At 69.9% G+C, this 13,909-nt stretch carries 12 protein-coding genes; 8 read left to right on the forward strand and 4 right to left on the reverse strand.

From position 1 onward, the window contains the following. Nucleotides 1-83: 83 nt before the first annotated feature. The 6 genes from rlmJ (at nucleotide 84) to AC1RN5_RS04965 (ending at nucleotide 5,513) form a co-directional block, all read left to right on the forward strand. On the forward strand, nucleotides 84-908 hold the full coding sequence (rlmJ, locus tag AC1RN5_RS04940) for a 23S rRNA (adenine(2030)-N(6))-methyltransferase RlmJ (protein WP_493040126.1): 825 nt from the start codon (nucleotides 84-86) through the stop codon (nucleotides 906-908). A 71-nt stretch (nucleotides 909-979) separates the two neighbouring features. After that, the gene (locus AC1RN5_RS04945) at nucleotides 980-1,441 is read left to right on the forward strand and encodes a hypothetical protein (RefSeq protein WP_493040127.1); all 462 of its coding nucleotides are present in this window, start codon (nucleotides 980-982) and stop codon (nucleotides 1,439-1,441) included. A gap of 62 nt (nucleotides 1,442-1,503) precedes the next feature. Beyond that, the gene (locus AC1RN5_RS04950) at nucleotides 1,504-2,067 is read left to right on the forward strand and encodes a sugar transferase (RefSeq protein ID WP_493040128.1); all 564 of its coding nucleotides are present in this window, start codon (nucleotides 1,504-1,506) and stop codon (nucleotides 2,065-2,067) included. 52 nt (nucleotides 2,068-2,119) lie between these two features. Further along, the gene (locus tag AC1RN5_RS04955; protein ID WP_493040129.1) at nucleotides 2,120-4,231 is read left to right on the forward strand and encodes an AsmA family protein; all 2,112 of its coding nucleotides are present in this window, start codon (nucleotides 2,120-2,122) and stop codon (nucleotides 4,229-4,231) included. A 115-nt stretch (nucleotides 4,232-4,346) separates the two neighbouring features. After that, nucleotides 4,347-4,826, forward strand: a complete 480-nt coding sequence (locus AC1RN5_RS04960; protein ID WP_304698965.1) for a c-type cytochrome — start codon at nucleotides 4,347-4,349, stop codon at nucleotides 4,824-4,826. Nucleotides 4,827-4,832: 6 nt separating this feature from the next. After that, nucleotides 4,833-5,513 carry a cytochrome b/b6 domain-containing protein gene (locus AC1RN5_RS04965; protein WP_493040130.1) on the forward strand — a complete coding sequence of 227 codons (681 nt, stop codon included), beginning with the start codon at nucleotides 4,833-4,835 and terminating at the stop codon, nucleotides 5,511-5,513. Between the two features lie 5 nt (nucleotides 5,514-5,518). Here AC1RN5_RS04965 and AC1RN5_RS04970 read toward each other — a convergent pair whose 3' ends face one another. The 4 genes from AC1RN5_RS04970 to AC1RN5_RS04985 form a co-directional block, all read right to left on the reverse strand. Continuing rightward, nucleotides 5,519-5,893, reverse strand: a complete 375-nt coding sequence (locus tag AC1RN5_RS04970; RefSeq protein ID WP_493040131.1) for a VOC family protein — start codon at nucleotides 5,891-5,893, stop codon at nucleotides 5,519-5,521. 74 nt (nucleotides 5,894-5,967) lie between these two features. Then, nucleotides 5,968-6,288 carry a hypothetical protein gene (locus AC1RN5_RS04975; RefSeq protein WP_304698961.1) on the reverse strand — a complete coding sequence of 107 codons (321 nt, stop codon included), beginning with the start codon at nucleotides 6,286-6,288 and terminating at the stop codon, nucleotides 5,968-5,970. Nucleotides 6,289-6,423: 135 nt separating this feature from the next. Further along, nucleotides 6,424-7,131 carry a DUF72 domain-containing protein gene (locus AC1RN5_RS04980; protein ID WP_493040132.1) on the reverse strand — a complete coding sequence of 236 codons (708 nt, stop codon included), beginning with the start codon at nucleotides 7,129-7,131 and terminating at the stop codon, nucleotides 6,424-6,426. A 32-nt stretch (nucleotides 7,132-7,163) separates the two neighbouring features. Further along, nucleotides 7,164-7,886, reverse strand: coding sequence for an endonuclease III domain-containing protein (locus AC1RN5_RS04985; RefSeq protein ID WP_493040133.1), 723 nt, complete (start codon nucleotides 7,884-7,886; stop codon nucleotides 7,164-7,166). Nucleotides 7,887-7,973: 87 nt separating this feature from the next. Here AC1RN5_RS04985 and AC1RN5_RS04990 point away from each other — a divergent pair, with 87 nt between their 5' ends. Together AC1RN5_RS04990 and gltB are read left to right on the forward strand one after the other, a co-directional pair. After that, the gene (locus AC1RN5_RS04990) at nucleotides 7,974-9,119 is read left to right on the forward strand and encodes an L-lactate dehydrogenase (RefSeq protein WP_493040134.1); all 1,146 of its coding nucleotides are present in this window, start codon (nucleotides 7,974-7,976) and stop codon (nucleotides 9,117-9,119) included. A 146-nt stretch (nucleotides 9,120-9,265) separates the two neighbouring features. After that, nucleotides 9,266-13,906, forward strand: a complete 4,641-nt coding sequence (gene gltB, locus AC1RN5_RS04995) for a glutamate synthase large subunit (protein ID WP_493040135.1) — start codon at nucleotides 9,266-9,268, stop codon at nucleotides 13,904-13,906. Nucleotides 13,907-13,909: the final 3 nt, after the last annotated feature.

Below are 13,909 nucleotides of genomic sequence, written 5' to 3' on the forward strand. Positions count from 1 at the left end.
GACGTGGCAGGTACGCCCCCTGTGGCCGGTCAACGTGAGGCCGGCGCGCGGGGTTCCTAAGTCGGACGGGAGACGCAAGAGCCGTGAACTATCGCCACGCCTTCCACGCCGGGAATTTCGCCGACCTGGTCAAGCACGCCGGCCTGCTGCGGCTGATGGCGGCGCTCACCAAGAGCGCCGGGCCGCTGACCGTCATCGACACCCATGCCGGGCGCGGGCTCTACGACCTGTCGGGCAGTGAGGCGCAGCGTTCCGGCGAGGCCCAGGCCGGGATCGGCCAGCTGATGAAGGCCGCCGACCTGCCCGCCGGCTTCGCCCCCCTGCGGGCGGCGGTGACCAAGCTCAACAATGGCGGTCCCACCAAGCTGTATCCGGGCTCGCCGCGGCTGATCGCCGACACCCTGCGCAAGAAGGACCTCTATATCGCTTGCGAGCTGCGCGGCGAGGAGCATGCGGCCCTGCGGCAGGCGCTGAAGGGCCGTAACGGGATCGAGACCCTGTGCGCCGACGGCTACGATACCGCCATCGCCCGCTGCCCGGCCAGGGGCGCGGTCCTGGTCCTGATCGATCCGCCCTTCGAGAAGGCCGACGACTATGCCCGCATCGTCGCCACCCTGAAGGCGGTGACCCGGCGCAACCGCGAGGCGGTGGTGATGATCTGGCTGCCCATCAAGGACCTGCAGACCTTCGACAGTTTCCTCAATGAGGCGCAGGATGCCGGGGCGGGTCCGCTGCTGGTGGCCGAGACCCGCATGCGGCCGCTGAGCGACCCGATGAAGATGAACGGCTGCGCCCTGATGATCGCCCGCGCCCCGGCCGACCTGGCCGCGCCGCTGGAGGAAATCTGCCGCTGGACCGCCCAGACCCTCGGCGAGAAGGGCCAGGGTCGAGTGTCGGTGTTGTCGTAACGTCATTTTGCGGTTGCGAAGGGCGGGCGTATGATATGTTGCATCGCACAATTCAACTCCGGAGACGTTCCATGATCGAGCTTAAGCCGAACGAGTCCGTCACCCCGACCGCGGCGCTTCACGTGCCGATCGGCGCGGCCTCGCCCCTGTGGTTCATGTTCGCGGGCGCGGCCTCGGCCGGCGTCGCCTATTGGTGGATGACCCGCTGGATGCGGCCGGTGAACCTGGAAGCCCTGCTGTCGGCGCCAGCCGCCGACGCCCATCCCCTGGAGGAGGCCGCCATCCTGGTGGAGGCCTTCGTCGAGCCGGTGCTGGAGGCTGCCGAGGTGGTGGAGCCGGTGCTGGAGGCCGGTGGCGTCGTCGATCCCGATCCCGCGCCGACCCCCGCGCCCGAGCCGGCCCCCAACCCCCTCGACACGCCTCCGCCGCCGGTGGAAGCCGCGGCCGGGGCGGCGCCTGTTCTGGAAGCCGCGCCCGAGCCGGCGACGCCCAAGCCCGTGGCCGCCAAGCCCAAGGCCGCGCCGAAGGCGTAGCGCGGCGACGCGCGGCGCATTATGGCTGATCCCAGCGCCGGAGACGGCGAGGGGGCCGCGACGTGCTGAAGCGAGGGCTGGACATCCTGGGCGCCGTGGCGGGACTGATCGTCCTGTCGCCCGTCCTGCTGATGCTGGCGGTCGCGGTGCGGCTGGAGTCCCCCGGCCCGGCCCTGCACTGGTCGCGGCGGGTGGGGCGGTTCAACAAGATCTTCGCCATGCCCAAGTTCCGCAGCATGCGCACCGGCGCGCCGGACGTGGCCACCCACCTGCTGCCCGATCCGGAGAGCTGGATCACCCCCCTCGGGCGCTTCATGCGCCGCACCAGCCTGGATGAACTGCCCCAGCTCTGGAGCGTGCTGGTGGGGGACATGAGCCTCGTCGGGCCCCGGCCGGCCCTGTTCAACCAGGACGACCTAGTGGGCCTGCGCACCCAGGCCGGGGTCGAGGTCCTGCGTCCGGGCCTCACCGGCTGGGCCCAGGTCAATGGCCGCGACGAGCTGCCGATCCCCGACAAGGCGCGGCTGGACGCCGAGTACCTGGCGCGCCGCTCCACCTGGATGGACCTGTCGATCATCGCGCGGACGGCGGTGACGGCCTTCTGGGGGCGGGGCGTCCGCCACTGACGGACCCCTTTGGCCGCTGAGGCGTTCTGGCGAGACGCGGAGCCTCCAGACCTTGTCAGCCGAACCGATCCATCACCGCGCCCGCACGGGCCTCATCCGCGCCCGGGACAGGGCCGCGGCAGGCCTGCGGCGGGCCCGCGGCGCGATGCGTCCAACCTGGGACCGGGCGCGGACCCGGCTGCGCGAGACCCGGTTCAAGCGCCCCAGCAACCGGACGCTGGCCTGGACCGGCGGGATCGTCGGCGTCCTGGTGGTCGCCATCGCCCTCTTCCTGATCCTGTTCGACTGGAACTATCTGCGCGGCCCCATCGGCCGTTTCGCCTCGGCGCGGACCGGCCGCGAGATCGTGCTGGCGGGGGACCTCAAGGTCCACGCCTTCTCCTGGCAGCCCACCGCCAGGGCGGAAGGAATCCGTATCGGCAACCCCAAGTGGGCCGGTCCCGGCCAGACGGCCGAGATCGCCAGGCTCGACCTGAAGGTCAAGCTTCTGCCCCTGTTGCGGGGGCAACTGGTGCTGCTCAACCTGCAGCTCGACCAGCCGAAGGTGAACCTGCTGCGCGACCGCCAGGGCCGGGCGACCTGGGATTTCTCCAACGGCAAGAAGAGCAAGACCCCCTTCCGCCTGCCGCCGATCCGGCGCTTCGTGATCAATGACGGCCATCTGCGGATCGTCGACCAGAAGCGGCGCCTGGTGCTGAACGGCGAGGTGAACGCCACCGAGAAGATGGGCCAGGCCGGCCGCGGCTTCCTGCTGAGCGGCGACGGATCGCTGAACGGAAACCGGTTCCTGCTGCGGGTGCAGGGCGGCCCCCTGCTCAATGTCGACCCGGACAAGCCCTATCCCTTCGACGCCGACATCCGCTCCGGCGCGACCCGGGTGACCGCCAAGGGCGCGATCCCCAAGCCCTTCGACCTGGGCCAGTTCTACATGAACACCACCGCCCAGGGCCCGGACCTGGCCGACCTCTACGACCTGACCGGCGTGGCGCTGCCCAACACGCCGCCCTATCGCCTGAGCGGCCGGCTGTCGCGGGACGAGCATCTCTACCGGATCGACGGCCTGGGCGGCCGGGTGGGCGACAGCGACCTCGCCGGCTCCATCTCGGTCCAGACCGGCGAGGATCGGCCCTATCTGAAGGCCGACCTGCGGACCCGCAGCCTGGACTTCGACGACCTGGCGGCGATCTTCGGCGGCGTGCCCTCGCGCAAGGCCGGCGAGACGGTGTCGGCCGAGCAGAAGGCCATGGGCCAGCAGATGGCCGCCCAGCGCCGCCTGCTGCCGGACTCCACCCTGAACGTCGAGCGCATCCGCTCCCTCGACGCCGACGTGCGCTATCGGGCGACCTCGATCCATGACGCGGTGGTGCCCCTGCGTGGCGGCGACGTGACCGTGAAGCTGGATCATGGCCTGCTGAGCGCCAATCCGCTGATGCTGGACCTGCCGCAGGGCAAGATCGCCGGCCAGGCGCACCTGAACGCCCGCGGCGCCGTGCCGGTGACCGACGTCGATGTCCGCTTCTCCAACGCCCGGCTCGAACAGCTCATCCCCATCAAGGGTCAGCCCCTGACCGGCAGCTTCGTCGGCCGCATCAAGCTGAAGGGGACGGGCAATTCGGTGCACCGTGCGGCGGCCAACGCCGACGGCGAGGTGCTGGCGGTGGTGCCGGGCGGCGAGATTCGCCAGGCCTTCGCCGAGCTGCTGGGGATCAATGTCACCAAGGGCCTGGGCCTGCTGTACGCCAAGGACCAGAGCGCCGTGCCGATCCGCTGCGGCGTGGCCCATTTCCAGGCCAAGGGCGGCGTGCTGACCGCCGACCGCATCGTCTTCGACACCAAGCCGGTCCTGGCCACGGGGCGGGGGACGCTGAACCTGGACACCGAGCGGCTCGATTTCCGCATCCAGGGGCACTCCAAGGAGCTTCGACTGGTGCGCCTGCTGTCGCCGATCACCGTCAAGGGGCCGATCCTCGCCCCCAAGGTCGGCATCGAGACCGGCCGGGTCATCACCCAGGGTGGGGTCGCCGCGGTCCTGGCCGGGGTGATCAACCCCCTGGCGGTGCTGCTGCCCTTCGTCGATCCAGGCCTGGCCAAGGACGCGGCCTGCGGCGCCCTGATCGCCGAGGCCGGCCGCGACGGGGCGCCCGTCAAGAGCGCGGCCCGCTGATCATTTCAGGGCGGCGACAAAGCGGCGCCCTTCTGAAACCAACCCGCGATTGACGCCGCGTCGGGACGCCCTGCAATGTCGCGGCTCAGGTTTTCAGCTTCGAAGAGGTCTCCCCATGTCGGCACGTCACACCAAGCGCCCGCTGGGCCTCGTCCTCGGCGTCGCGCTGAGCCTGGCCGCGGTGAGCGGAGCGGCTGTGGCCGCGGTGTCGGCCGAGAAGGTGATCGCCGAGCGCCAGAAGGGCCTGAAGGCCATGGGCGGCGCCTTCAAGACCATCAACGACAACCTCAAGACCGACGCCCCCGACGCCAAGCTGATCGCCGCCCAGGCCAAGATCGTGAAGGATTGGTCGCACCACATCCCCAAGTGGTTCCCGAAGGGCAGCGGTCCCGAGGCCGGCTTCAAGACCGCCGCCAAGCCCGAAATCTGGACCGACCCGGCCAAGTTCGCCGCCGCCGCCAAGGGCCTGCAGGTGGAGGCCGCGAAGCTGGAGACCATCGCCAAGGGCGGCAATATCGACGCCATCAAGGCCCAGGTGAAGGCCACCGGCGGCGCCTGCGGGACCTGCCACACGCCCTTCCGCGTGAAGTCCTAAGCGCTCATGAGCGAGACGCCCGCGGCGCCGACCAAGCTCTGGGACCTGCCGACCCGGATCACCCACTGGTCCCTGGTGGTGCTGATCCTCACCGCCTGGCTGAGCGGCGGCCAGCAGATGCAGATCCATACGCTCGCCGGCTACGGGGTGATCGGCCTGCTGGTGTTTCGGCTCTATTGGGGCTTCGCGGGCGGGGAGACCGCGCGGTTCTCCCAGTTCGTGAAGGGGCCGGGCGCCACGGTCGGCTACCTCAAGACCATGGGCAAGCGCACGGCCGCCGACATGGTGGGCCATAGCCCCGTGGGGGCGGTCAGCGTCGTGGCCCTGCTGCTGGTGATGATCGTCCAGGCCGGCCTGGGCCTGTTCGCCACCGACATCGACGGGATCAATTCCGGGCCGCTGTCCTACATGGTGGACTTCGACACCGGCCGCCTGGCCTCGGAATGGCACGAGCTGAGCTTCCGGGCGCTGCAGGGCCTGGTGGTCCTGCACCTGGCGGCCATCGCCTTCTACGCCCTGTGGAAGCGGCAGAACCTGGTGACCGCCATGATCACCGGCAAGCGCCGGTTCATCGGCCCGGCCCCGACCCTCAAGTTCGCCCCGGCCTGGCGCTTCGTGCTGGGGGTGGTGATCGCCGTGGGCGTCGCCTGGCTCATCGCCCGCGGGCTGAAGCTGCCGAAGCTGTAAAGGCCTCAGTGCATGGTGTCGGCGACGATCTCGAGCTTGTTGCCGTCGGGATCGAGCAGGACCGCGCCGTAGTAGTCGGGCGCGATATCGGGGTGCGCGCCCGCGGGCCGGACCGCGCGGGCGCCCTGGGCCAGGGCCGCCTCATAGGCCTGGTCCACCGCCTGGCGGCTGCCGGCGGAGAAGGCGATGTGGGTTCCCAGACCCGCCACCTGGGATCCGTCCACCGGATAGAGATAGAACTGCCGGCTCTGGCCGGGACCGTAGGCCAGCTCGGCCTCGGCCGCCCAGGTGTTGGCGCAGCCCAGCGGGGCGAAGAAGGCGTCGTAGAAGCGGCGCGCGGCGACAAGGTCGCGGACGCCCACCGACAGATGATCGAACATGTCTTTGCTCCCGGCCAAGCTTGCGCGGGATGTAGGGGCGCGGCGCGGAACCCGCAACCGCGCCGCCGGGGGGCTTAGGCCGCCGCGCCCTTCAGGCACTTGAGCCAGGCGTCCTCGCGAGCCTTTTCGGCCTCGCGCAGGGTGGCCTCGGCGTCGCGGACCGCGGCGTCGTGCTTGCGCCATTCCAGCACCGCGCCCTCGCGGGCGGCGCGGGCGGCTTCCATGGTCTCGAAACGGGCGAGGATGGCGCGCACGCTGTAGGTCACCGGCGGGCCCACCGTCTCGCGGTCGGGATAGAAGCCGGTGATGGAGTCCGTGCTCTCGCTGTCGATGTGGAAGACATCAGCCCAGCCGGCGTGGTGGCGCATCAGGGCCCAGGGACGTTGGACGGTCATCAATAGCTCCTCAGAATCCGCAAGGCGGTGTCTCACGCCGAAACTAGCCCGGCTCGCGCCCGGCTCCAACGGCGCAGGCGCGCCCATAGCAGATGCGCCGCGCCGGGCGAAAGCCCAACCGCGAATGTCGGCGTCTCATAGCGCCATCAAGGCCAGGGCGTTGGCCGCCGCGGCCCCGTGCATGGTGTTGTCGAAGATGCACCAGCCCTCGGTCCCGGGCGGGCGCGCCGCGAGGGTCCGGGCGACGGCGGCGATCTGCTCGGCGGAGTAGGGCGACGAGTACATGCGCGGCGACCCGTGCAGGCGAATATAGGTCAGGCCGGGCCAGCCGCCGGGCCGGGCGGCCTGCGGGACCACGGCGGGGTCGGCCGCGACGCGGGCGATGCGGGCGGCGGCCAGCCGGCTCGAGACATCTTCGGTGAACCAGGTGGCGTGCCGCGCCTCGAGCGCGGTCAGGTCATCGTGCAGCCGAGGCCATAGCGCCACGAAGGCCGCCGCCTCCGGGGTGAAGGCCAGGCTGGGGGGAAGCTGGATCAGCACCGGTCCGAGCTTGTCGCCCAGCGGCGAAACCTGCTCGAGGAAGGCGCGCGCCAGGTCCTCGGCGTCCGTCAGCCGCCGCTCGTGGGTGATGGTCCTGGGCGCCTTCACCGCGAACCGGAAATCCGCCGGCGTGGCCGCGGCCCAACGCTCGAAGATGGCGGCCTTGTGCGGCCGGTAGAAGGTGGTGTTGATCTCGACCGCCGGCAGGACGGCGGCGTAGCGCTCCAGCCCGGTCCCTTCGGTTGGGAAGTGTTCCGCCGAGGTGCGGGGAATGCTCCATCCCGCCGTGCCGATCCTGTCCATGAGGATTGAGCGCGCAGCCGCCGGAGCGGTTGCTAGGCGTCGAAGGCGATGACCCGGCTTTCCTGATCCCCGGCCACGCCCACCCGGGGGCAGGCGTCCTTCAGGGCGCAGAGGCCGCAGGCGGGGTCGAAGTGGGTGCAGATGGACTGGCCGTGGGGCTTGAGCAGCCAGTGCAGCTCGAAGACCTGTTCGGGGCCCCAGTCAGCGGGGACCTGGTCCATCAGGCTGTCATAGGCCTCCCGCAGGTCGCCGCCGCGGCCGGTGAGACCCAGGCGCCGCGCCACCCGGTGGACGTGGGTGTCCACCACCAAGGCTCGCTGGTTGAGGGTGGAGAAGTTCAGCACCGCGGCGGCGGCCTTAACCCCCACGCCGGGCAGGCGCATCAGCCAGGCCAGGGCTTCGTCCACCGGCTCGGCGGCCAGGAAGTCGAGGCTGAGCTCGCCGCGCTTGAGCAGGATCACCCGGACCAGGATCGGCAGCTGGCGGGCCTTCTGGTCGGCGAAGGTCACCGGATCGATCAGGGGCTCGAGGTCCTGCTGGGTCGCATGCACCAGGGCCGACCAGTCCGGATAAGCCGACCGCAGCCTGACGAAGGCCGCCCAGGTCACCTCGTCATAGGTGCGGGCGCCCAGCATGGCCTTGATGAGCTGGGAGACCGGATCCATCCGGTGCTCGGGCCGCTGGGGGCCGAACACCGTGCGCAGGCGATCGCGCGTGGGGGGCAGGTCTGACGGGAGGGCGAGACGAATCTGCATACCGTCACGCTAGAACAAAAGTAGAACATTTGTAAAGGGCCGCGCCGCGCCCTACGAAGGATCGCAGCATCCACGGGAAGGGCGGCCATGACCCCGGCTTCGGTCTCCGACTATCGCGAACTGGCGCGCCGCCGCCTGCCCAAGATGTTCTTCGAATATATCGACGGCGGCTCCTATGCCGAGGTCACCCTGGGGCGGAACGTCGCCGACATCGAGGCGCTGGCCCTGCGCCAGCGGGTCATGCGCGACATGAGCCAGCTGGACATGAGCATCGAGACCCTGGGCCAGAAACTGTCCATGCCGCTGGGCCTGTCGCCGGTGGGCATGGCCGGGATGTACGGACGCCGGGGCGAGGTCCAGGCCGCCAAGGCCGCCGCCGCCGCGGGGGTGCCCTTCTGCCTGTCCACCGTCGGGGTCTGTTCGGTGGAGGAGGTGGCCGCCTCGGGGACCGCCCCCTGGTTCCAGCTCTATATGCTCAAGGACCGCGGCTACATGGCGGAGCTCCTGGCGCGCGCCAAGGCGGCGGGCTGCCCGGTCCTGGTCTTCACCGTCGACCTGCCGCTGCCGGGCTCGCGCTATCGTGATGTCCGGTCGGGCTTCACCGGATCGAGCGGCGTCTCCGGCGCGCTGAACACCGCCTGGCAGGGGGTGACCCATCCCGGCTGGCTGTGGGACGTCTGGCTGCACGGCCGCCCCCACAGTCTGGGCAGCGTCGCCGGCGCGGTGCCCAAGGCGGGCTCGGTCACCGACTTCCTGAGCTGGATCGCGCGCAACTTCGACCGCTCGGTGACCTGGGCCGACCTCGACTGGGTTCGCAAGACCTGGGACGGCCCCATCGTCATCAAGGGGATCCTGGACCCGCAGGACGCCCGCGACGCCCGCTCGGCCGGCGCGCAAGGCCTTGTGGTGTCGAACCATGGCGGGCGGCAGCTCGACGGCGTGCGCTCCTCGATCTCGGCCCTGCCGGCGGTGGTGGACGCCGTCGGGAGCGACCTGGAGGTCTATCTGGACGGCGGGGTGCGCTCGGGTCTCGACGTGCTCAAGGCGCTGGCGCTCGGCGCCAAGGCCTGCTTCGTCGGCCGGGCCTGGGCCTATGCGCTCGGCGCCGGCGGCGAGAAGATGGTCGCCCGCATGCTGGGAACCCTGAAGAGCGAGCTGGCCACGGCCATGGTGCTGACCGGCTGCCGCAACGCTCGGGACGCGGACAAATCCCTGCTGGACGCCGCGCTGTAGAAAAACTTTTCAAATCCGCAGGTTCAGACCCATCGACAAGGGTCGTTCTTGCCGCTAATGGCCGCCCGAACGTACGTTTCACGGTCGGGTTCGGCCGTGCTGCCGCATGCCTGTAACGCATGCCTGTATGAGAATGAGGGACCCGCATGGGAGCTCCGGAACGGCAAGGTCTGTACGACCCGCGCAATGAACACGATGCGTGCGGTGTGGGGTTTGTGGCCAATATCAAGGGCCGCAAATCGCATGAGGTCGTGACCGCTGGTCTGGAAATCCTGATCAACCTCGACCACCGCGGCGCTGTCGGCGCCGATCCCCTGGTGGGCGACGGGGCCGGGATTCTGATTCAGATGCCCGACGCCCTGCTGCGCGACTGGGCCGGCAAGGAGGGCGTCACCCTGCCGGCGCCCGGCGACTACGCCGTGGCCATGTGCTTCATGCCGCAGGACGACGCCGCCCGCGCCGTGGCCGTCTCCCAGTTCGAGCACTTCCTGAAGGTCGAGGGCCAGGTCTTCATCGCCTGGCGCGACGTGCCCGTCGACACCACCGGCCTGGGCGAGGCCGTGCTGGCCGAGATGCCGGTGATCCGCCAGGCCATCGTCGGCCGCGGCCCGGGGACCAAGGACCAGGACGCCTTCGAGCGGAAGCTGCTGACCATCCGCAAGCAGCTGCAGAACCCCTTGGCCGAGCTGGCGGTGAAGAAGAACCTGCCGGGCCTGACCCAACTCTACCTGCCGTCCTTCTCGACGCGGACGGTGGTCTATAAGGGCCTTCTGCTGGCCGGCCAGGTCGGCACCTTCTACACCGACCTCGCCAACCCGTTGACGGAGTCGGCGCTCGCCCTGGTGCACCAGCGGTTCTCCACCAACACCTTCCCGTCCTGGAAGCTGGCCCACCCCTACCGGTTCATCGCCCACAACGGCGAGATCAACACGGTCCGCGGCAACGTGAACTGGATGAACGCGCGCCGCCGCACCCTGGAGTCGGACCTGCTGGGCCCCGACCTCAACAAGATGTGGCCGCTGATCCCGCACGGCCAGTCCGACACGGCCTGTCTGGACAATGCGCTGGAGCTGCTGGTGGCCGGCGGCTATCCGCTGGCCCACGCCGTCATGATGCTGATCCCGGAGGCCTGGGCCGGCAATCCGCTGATGGATCCCAAGCGCAAGGCCTTCTACGAGTATCACGCCGCCCTGATGGAGCCGTGGGACGGCCCCGCCGCCGTGGCCTTCACCGACGGCCGCCAGATCGGCGCCACCCTGGACCGCAACGGCCTGCGTCCGGCCCGCTTCGTCATCACCGACCAGGACCATGTGATCATGGCCTCGGAGGTCGGCGTGCTGGTGGTTCCCGAGGAGCGGGTGGTGCGCAAGTGGCGCCTGCAGCCCGGCAAGATGCTGCTGATCGACATGGAGGAAGGCCGGATCATCGAGGACGAGGAGATCAAGGCCTCCCTCGCCGACGCCGAGCCCTATGCCGACTGGCTGGCCCAGACTCAGTTCAAGCTGGAGGATCTGCCCGAGGCCCCGCCGGCCCAGGCCCTGCTGGGCAACGACCCCAGCCAGCTGCTCGATCGCCAGCAGGCCTTCGGCTACACCCAGGAGGACCTGCAGTTCTTCCTGGAGCCCATGGCCCAGACCGGGGACGACCCGATCGGCTCGATGGGTCAGGACATCCCCATCGCGGTGCTGTCGAAGCGCCCGAAGCTGCTCTACGACTACTTCAAGCAGAACTTCGCCCAGGTCACCAACCCGCCCATCGACCCGATCCGGGAAGAGCTGGTGATGAGCCTGGTGTCGATGATCGGCCCGCGCCCGAACCTGCTGGGCCGGCAGGCCGGCACCCACAAGCGCCTGGAGGTCTCCCAGCCCATCCTCACCAATGAGGACCTGGCGAAGATCCGCGCCATCAGCGAGCTGCTGGACGGCGCCTTCCGCACCGCCACCCTGGACGCCACCTGGGCGGCCGAGGAGGGCCCGGCGGGCCTGGAGCGGGCGCTCGATCGTCTGTGCCGCGAGGCCACCGACAACGTCCTGGCCGACATGAACATCCTGATCCTCTCGGATCGGGCCACCTCGCCGGACCGCATCGCCATCCCGGCGGCCCTGGCCACGGCGGCCGTGCACCACCACCTGATCCGCCAGGGCCTGCGCATGCAGACCGGCCTGGTGATCGAGACCGGCGAAGCCCGCGAGGTGCACCACTTCTGCGTCCTGGCCGGCTATGGCGCCGAAGCCGTGAACCCCTACCTGGCCTTCGAGACCCTGGAAAACCTCCGGGTCCAGAACGGCTATGCCCTGTCGGCCTACGACGTGCGCAAGAACTACATCAAGGCGGTCGGCAAGGGCGTGCTGAAGGTGATGTCCAAGATGGGCATCTCCACCTACCAGTCTTATTGCGGCGCCCAGATCTTCGACGCCGTGGGCCTGAACTCCACGGTGATCGAGCAGTACTTCACCGGCACCGCCACCACGATCGAGGGGATCGGCCTCTACCAGATCGCCGAGGAGGCGGTGCGCCGCCACCGCGACGCCTATGGCGACAACCCGATCTACGCGACCCAGCTCGACGTCGGCGGGGCCTACGCCTTCCGCCTGCGCGGCGAGGAGCACGCCTGGACCCCGGAGACCGTCAGCAAGCTGCAGCACGCCGTGCGCGGCAACCTGCCCGACGAGTACAAGGCCTTCGCCGCCGGCATCAACGAGCAGTCCCAGCGCCTGCTCACCATCCGCGGCCTGATGCGCTTCAAGTTCGCCGAGACCCCGCTCAGCCTCGACGAGGTCGAGCCGGCCAGCGAGATCGTCAAGCGCTTCGCCACCGGGGCCATGAGCTTCGGCTCCATCAGCCGCGAGGCCCACACGACGCTGGCCATGGCCATGAACCGGATCGGCGGCAAGTCGAACACCGGGGAGGGCGGCGAGGAATCCGACCGCTTTAAGCCCCTGCCCAACGGCGACTCCATGCGCTCGGCCATCAAGCAGGTGGCCTCGGGCCGCTTCGGGGTGACCACCGAGTATCTGGTCAACGCCGACGACATCCAGATCAAGATGGCCCAGGGGGCCAAGCCCGGCGAGGGCGGCCAGCTGCCCGGCCACAAGGTGGACGCCAATATCGCCCGGGTCCGGCATTCGACGCCGGGCGTCGGCCTGATCTCGCCGCCGCCGCACCACGACATCTACTCCATCGAGGATCTGGCCCAGCTGATCCACGACCTGAAGAACGCCAACTCCAAGGCCCGCATCTCCGTGAAGCTGGTCTCGGAAGTCGGCGTCGGCACGGTGGCGGCCGGCGTGGCCAAGGCGCGCGCCGACCACATCACCATCTCGGGCTTCGAGGGCGGCACCGGCGCCTCGCCGCTCACCTCCCTGACCCATGCCGGCTCCCCCTGGGAGATCGGCCTGGCCGAGACCCAGCAGACCCTGCTGCTCAACGGCCTGCGCACCCGCGTGGCCGTCCAGGCCGACGGCGGCCTGCGCACCGGCCGCGACGTGGCCGTGGCCGCCCTGCTGGGGGCCGACGAATTCGGCTTCGCCACCGCGCCGCTGATCGCGGCCGGCTGCATCATGATGCGCAAGTGCCACCTGAACACCTGTCCGGTGGGGGTGGCGACCCAGGACCCGATCCTGCGGGCCCGGTTCACCGGCCAGCCCGAGCACGTCATCAACTACTTCTTCTTCGTCGCCGAAGAGCTGCGCGAGATCATGGCCCAACTCGGCTTCGCCACCATGAACGAGATGATCGGCCAGGTGGAGCGCCTGGACATGCGCGAGGCCGTCGACCACTGGAAGGCCGGCGGCGTGGACCTGTCCAAGCTGCTGCACGCGGTGCGTCCCGAGGGCCAGAAGGGCCTGTGGAACATGGACCGCCAGGACCACGGCCTGGAGAAGGCCCTGGACAACACCCTGATCGCCGACGCCAAGGACGCGCTCGCCAACCGCACCCCGATGCGCGGCGAGTACCCGATCAAGAACATCAACCGTACCGTGGGCGCCATGCTCTCGGGCGAGGTGGCGCGCGCCTATGGCCACGCCGGCCTGCCGGAGGACACCATCTCGCTCACCTTCCACGGGGCGGCGGGCCAGAGCTTCGGCGCCTTCGCGGCCCGCGGGGTCAGCCTGGAGCTGATCGGCGACGGCAACGACTATGTGGGCAAGGGCCTGTCGGGCGGCCGGGTGGTCGTGCGCCAGCCCAAGGAATCCACCCGCGATCCGACCCAGAACATCATCGTCGGCAATACGGTCCTCTACGGCGCCATCGCCGGGGAGGCCTATTTCCAGGGCGTGGCCGGCGAACGCTTCGCGGTTCGCAACTCCGGCGCTGTCACGGTGGTGGAGGGCACGGGCGACCACGGCTGTGAGTACATGACCGGCGGCGTGGTGGTGGTGCTGGGCGACACCGGGCGCAACTTCGCGGCCGGCATGTCCGGCGGCATCGCCTATGTCTACGATCCCAAGGGCCGGTTCACCCCGCTGTGCAACACCGCCATGGTGGACATCGAGAAGGTCGCGCCCGCCAGCGGCGGCGCCGACGATCCCGGCCGTCCGAGCCAGCGCTCGATCTCGGTGGAGAACAACGGCATGGGCGACATGCTGGCCTTCGACGCCGAGCGCCTGAAGATCCTGGTGGAGCGGCACCTGCTCTATACGGGCAGCGCCCGGGCCCGGGAGATCCTGGAGAACTGGGACACCTGCCTGACCTCCTTCGTGAAGGTCATGCCCAAGGACTACCGCCGGGCGCTCACGGACATGGCCGCCGAACGGCTGGCGGCCGCCGCCGTCGCCGCCGAATAGTAT

It is taken from the genome of Phenylobacterium sp. GW821-FHT12F10 (assembly GCF_058806695.1).

Excerpts from the sequence above, each read along its gene's own strand:
- AC1RN5_RS04945 (WP_493040127.1), top strand. The coding sequence starts at position 980 with ATGATCGAGCTTAAGCCGAACGAGTCCGTCACCCCGACCGCGGCGCTT.
- AC1RN5_RS04960 (WP_304698965.1), top strand. The coding sequence starts at position 4,347 with ATGTCGGCACGTCACACCAAGCGCCCGCTGGGCCTCGTCCTCGGCGTC.
- AC1RN5_RS04965 (WP_493040130.1), top strand. The coding sequence starts at position 4,833 with ATGAGCGAGACGCCCGCGGCGCCGACCAAGCTCTGGGACCTGCCGACC.
- AC1RN5_RS04970 (WP_493040131.1), bottom strand. The coding sequence starts at position 5,893 with ATGTTCGATCATCTGTCGGTGGGCGTCCGCGACCTTGTCGCCGCGCGC.
- AC1RN5_RS04975 (WP_304698961.1), bottom strand. The coding sequence starts at position 6,288 with ATGACCGTCCAACGTCCCTGGGCCCTGATGCGCCACCACGCCGGCTGG.
- AC1RN5_RS04980 (WP_493040132.1), bottom strand. The coding sequence starts at position 7,131 with ATGGACAGGATCGGCACGGCGGGATGGAGCATTCCCCGCACCTCGGCG.
- AC1RN5_RS04985 (WP_493040133.1), bottom strand. The coding sequence starts at position 7,886 with ATGCAGATTCGTCTCGCCCTCCCGTCAGACCTGCCCCCCACGCGCGAT.
- AC1RN5_RS04990 (WP_493040134.1), top strand. The coding sequence starts at position 7,974 with ATGACCCCGGCTTCGGTCTCCGACTATCGCGAACTGGCGCGCCGCCGC.
- gltB (WP_493040135.1), top strand. The coding sequence starts at position 9,266 with ATGGGAGCTCCGGAACGGCAAGGTCTGTACGACCCGCGCAATGAACAC.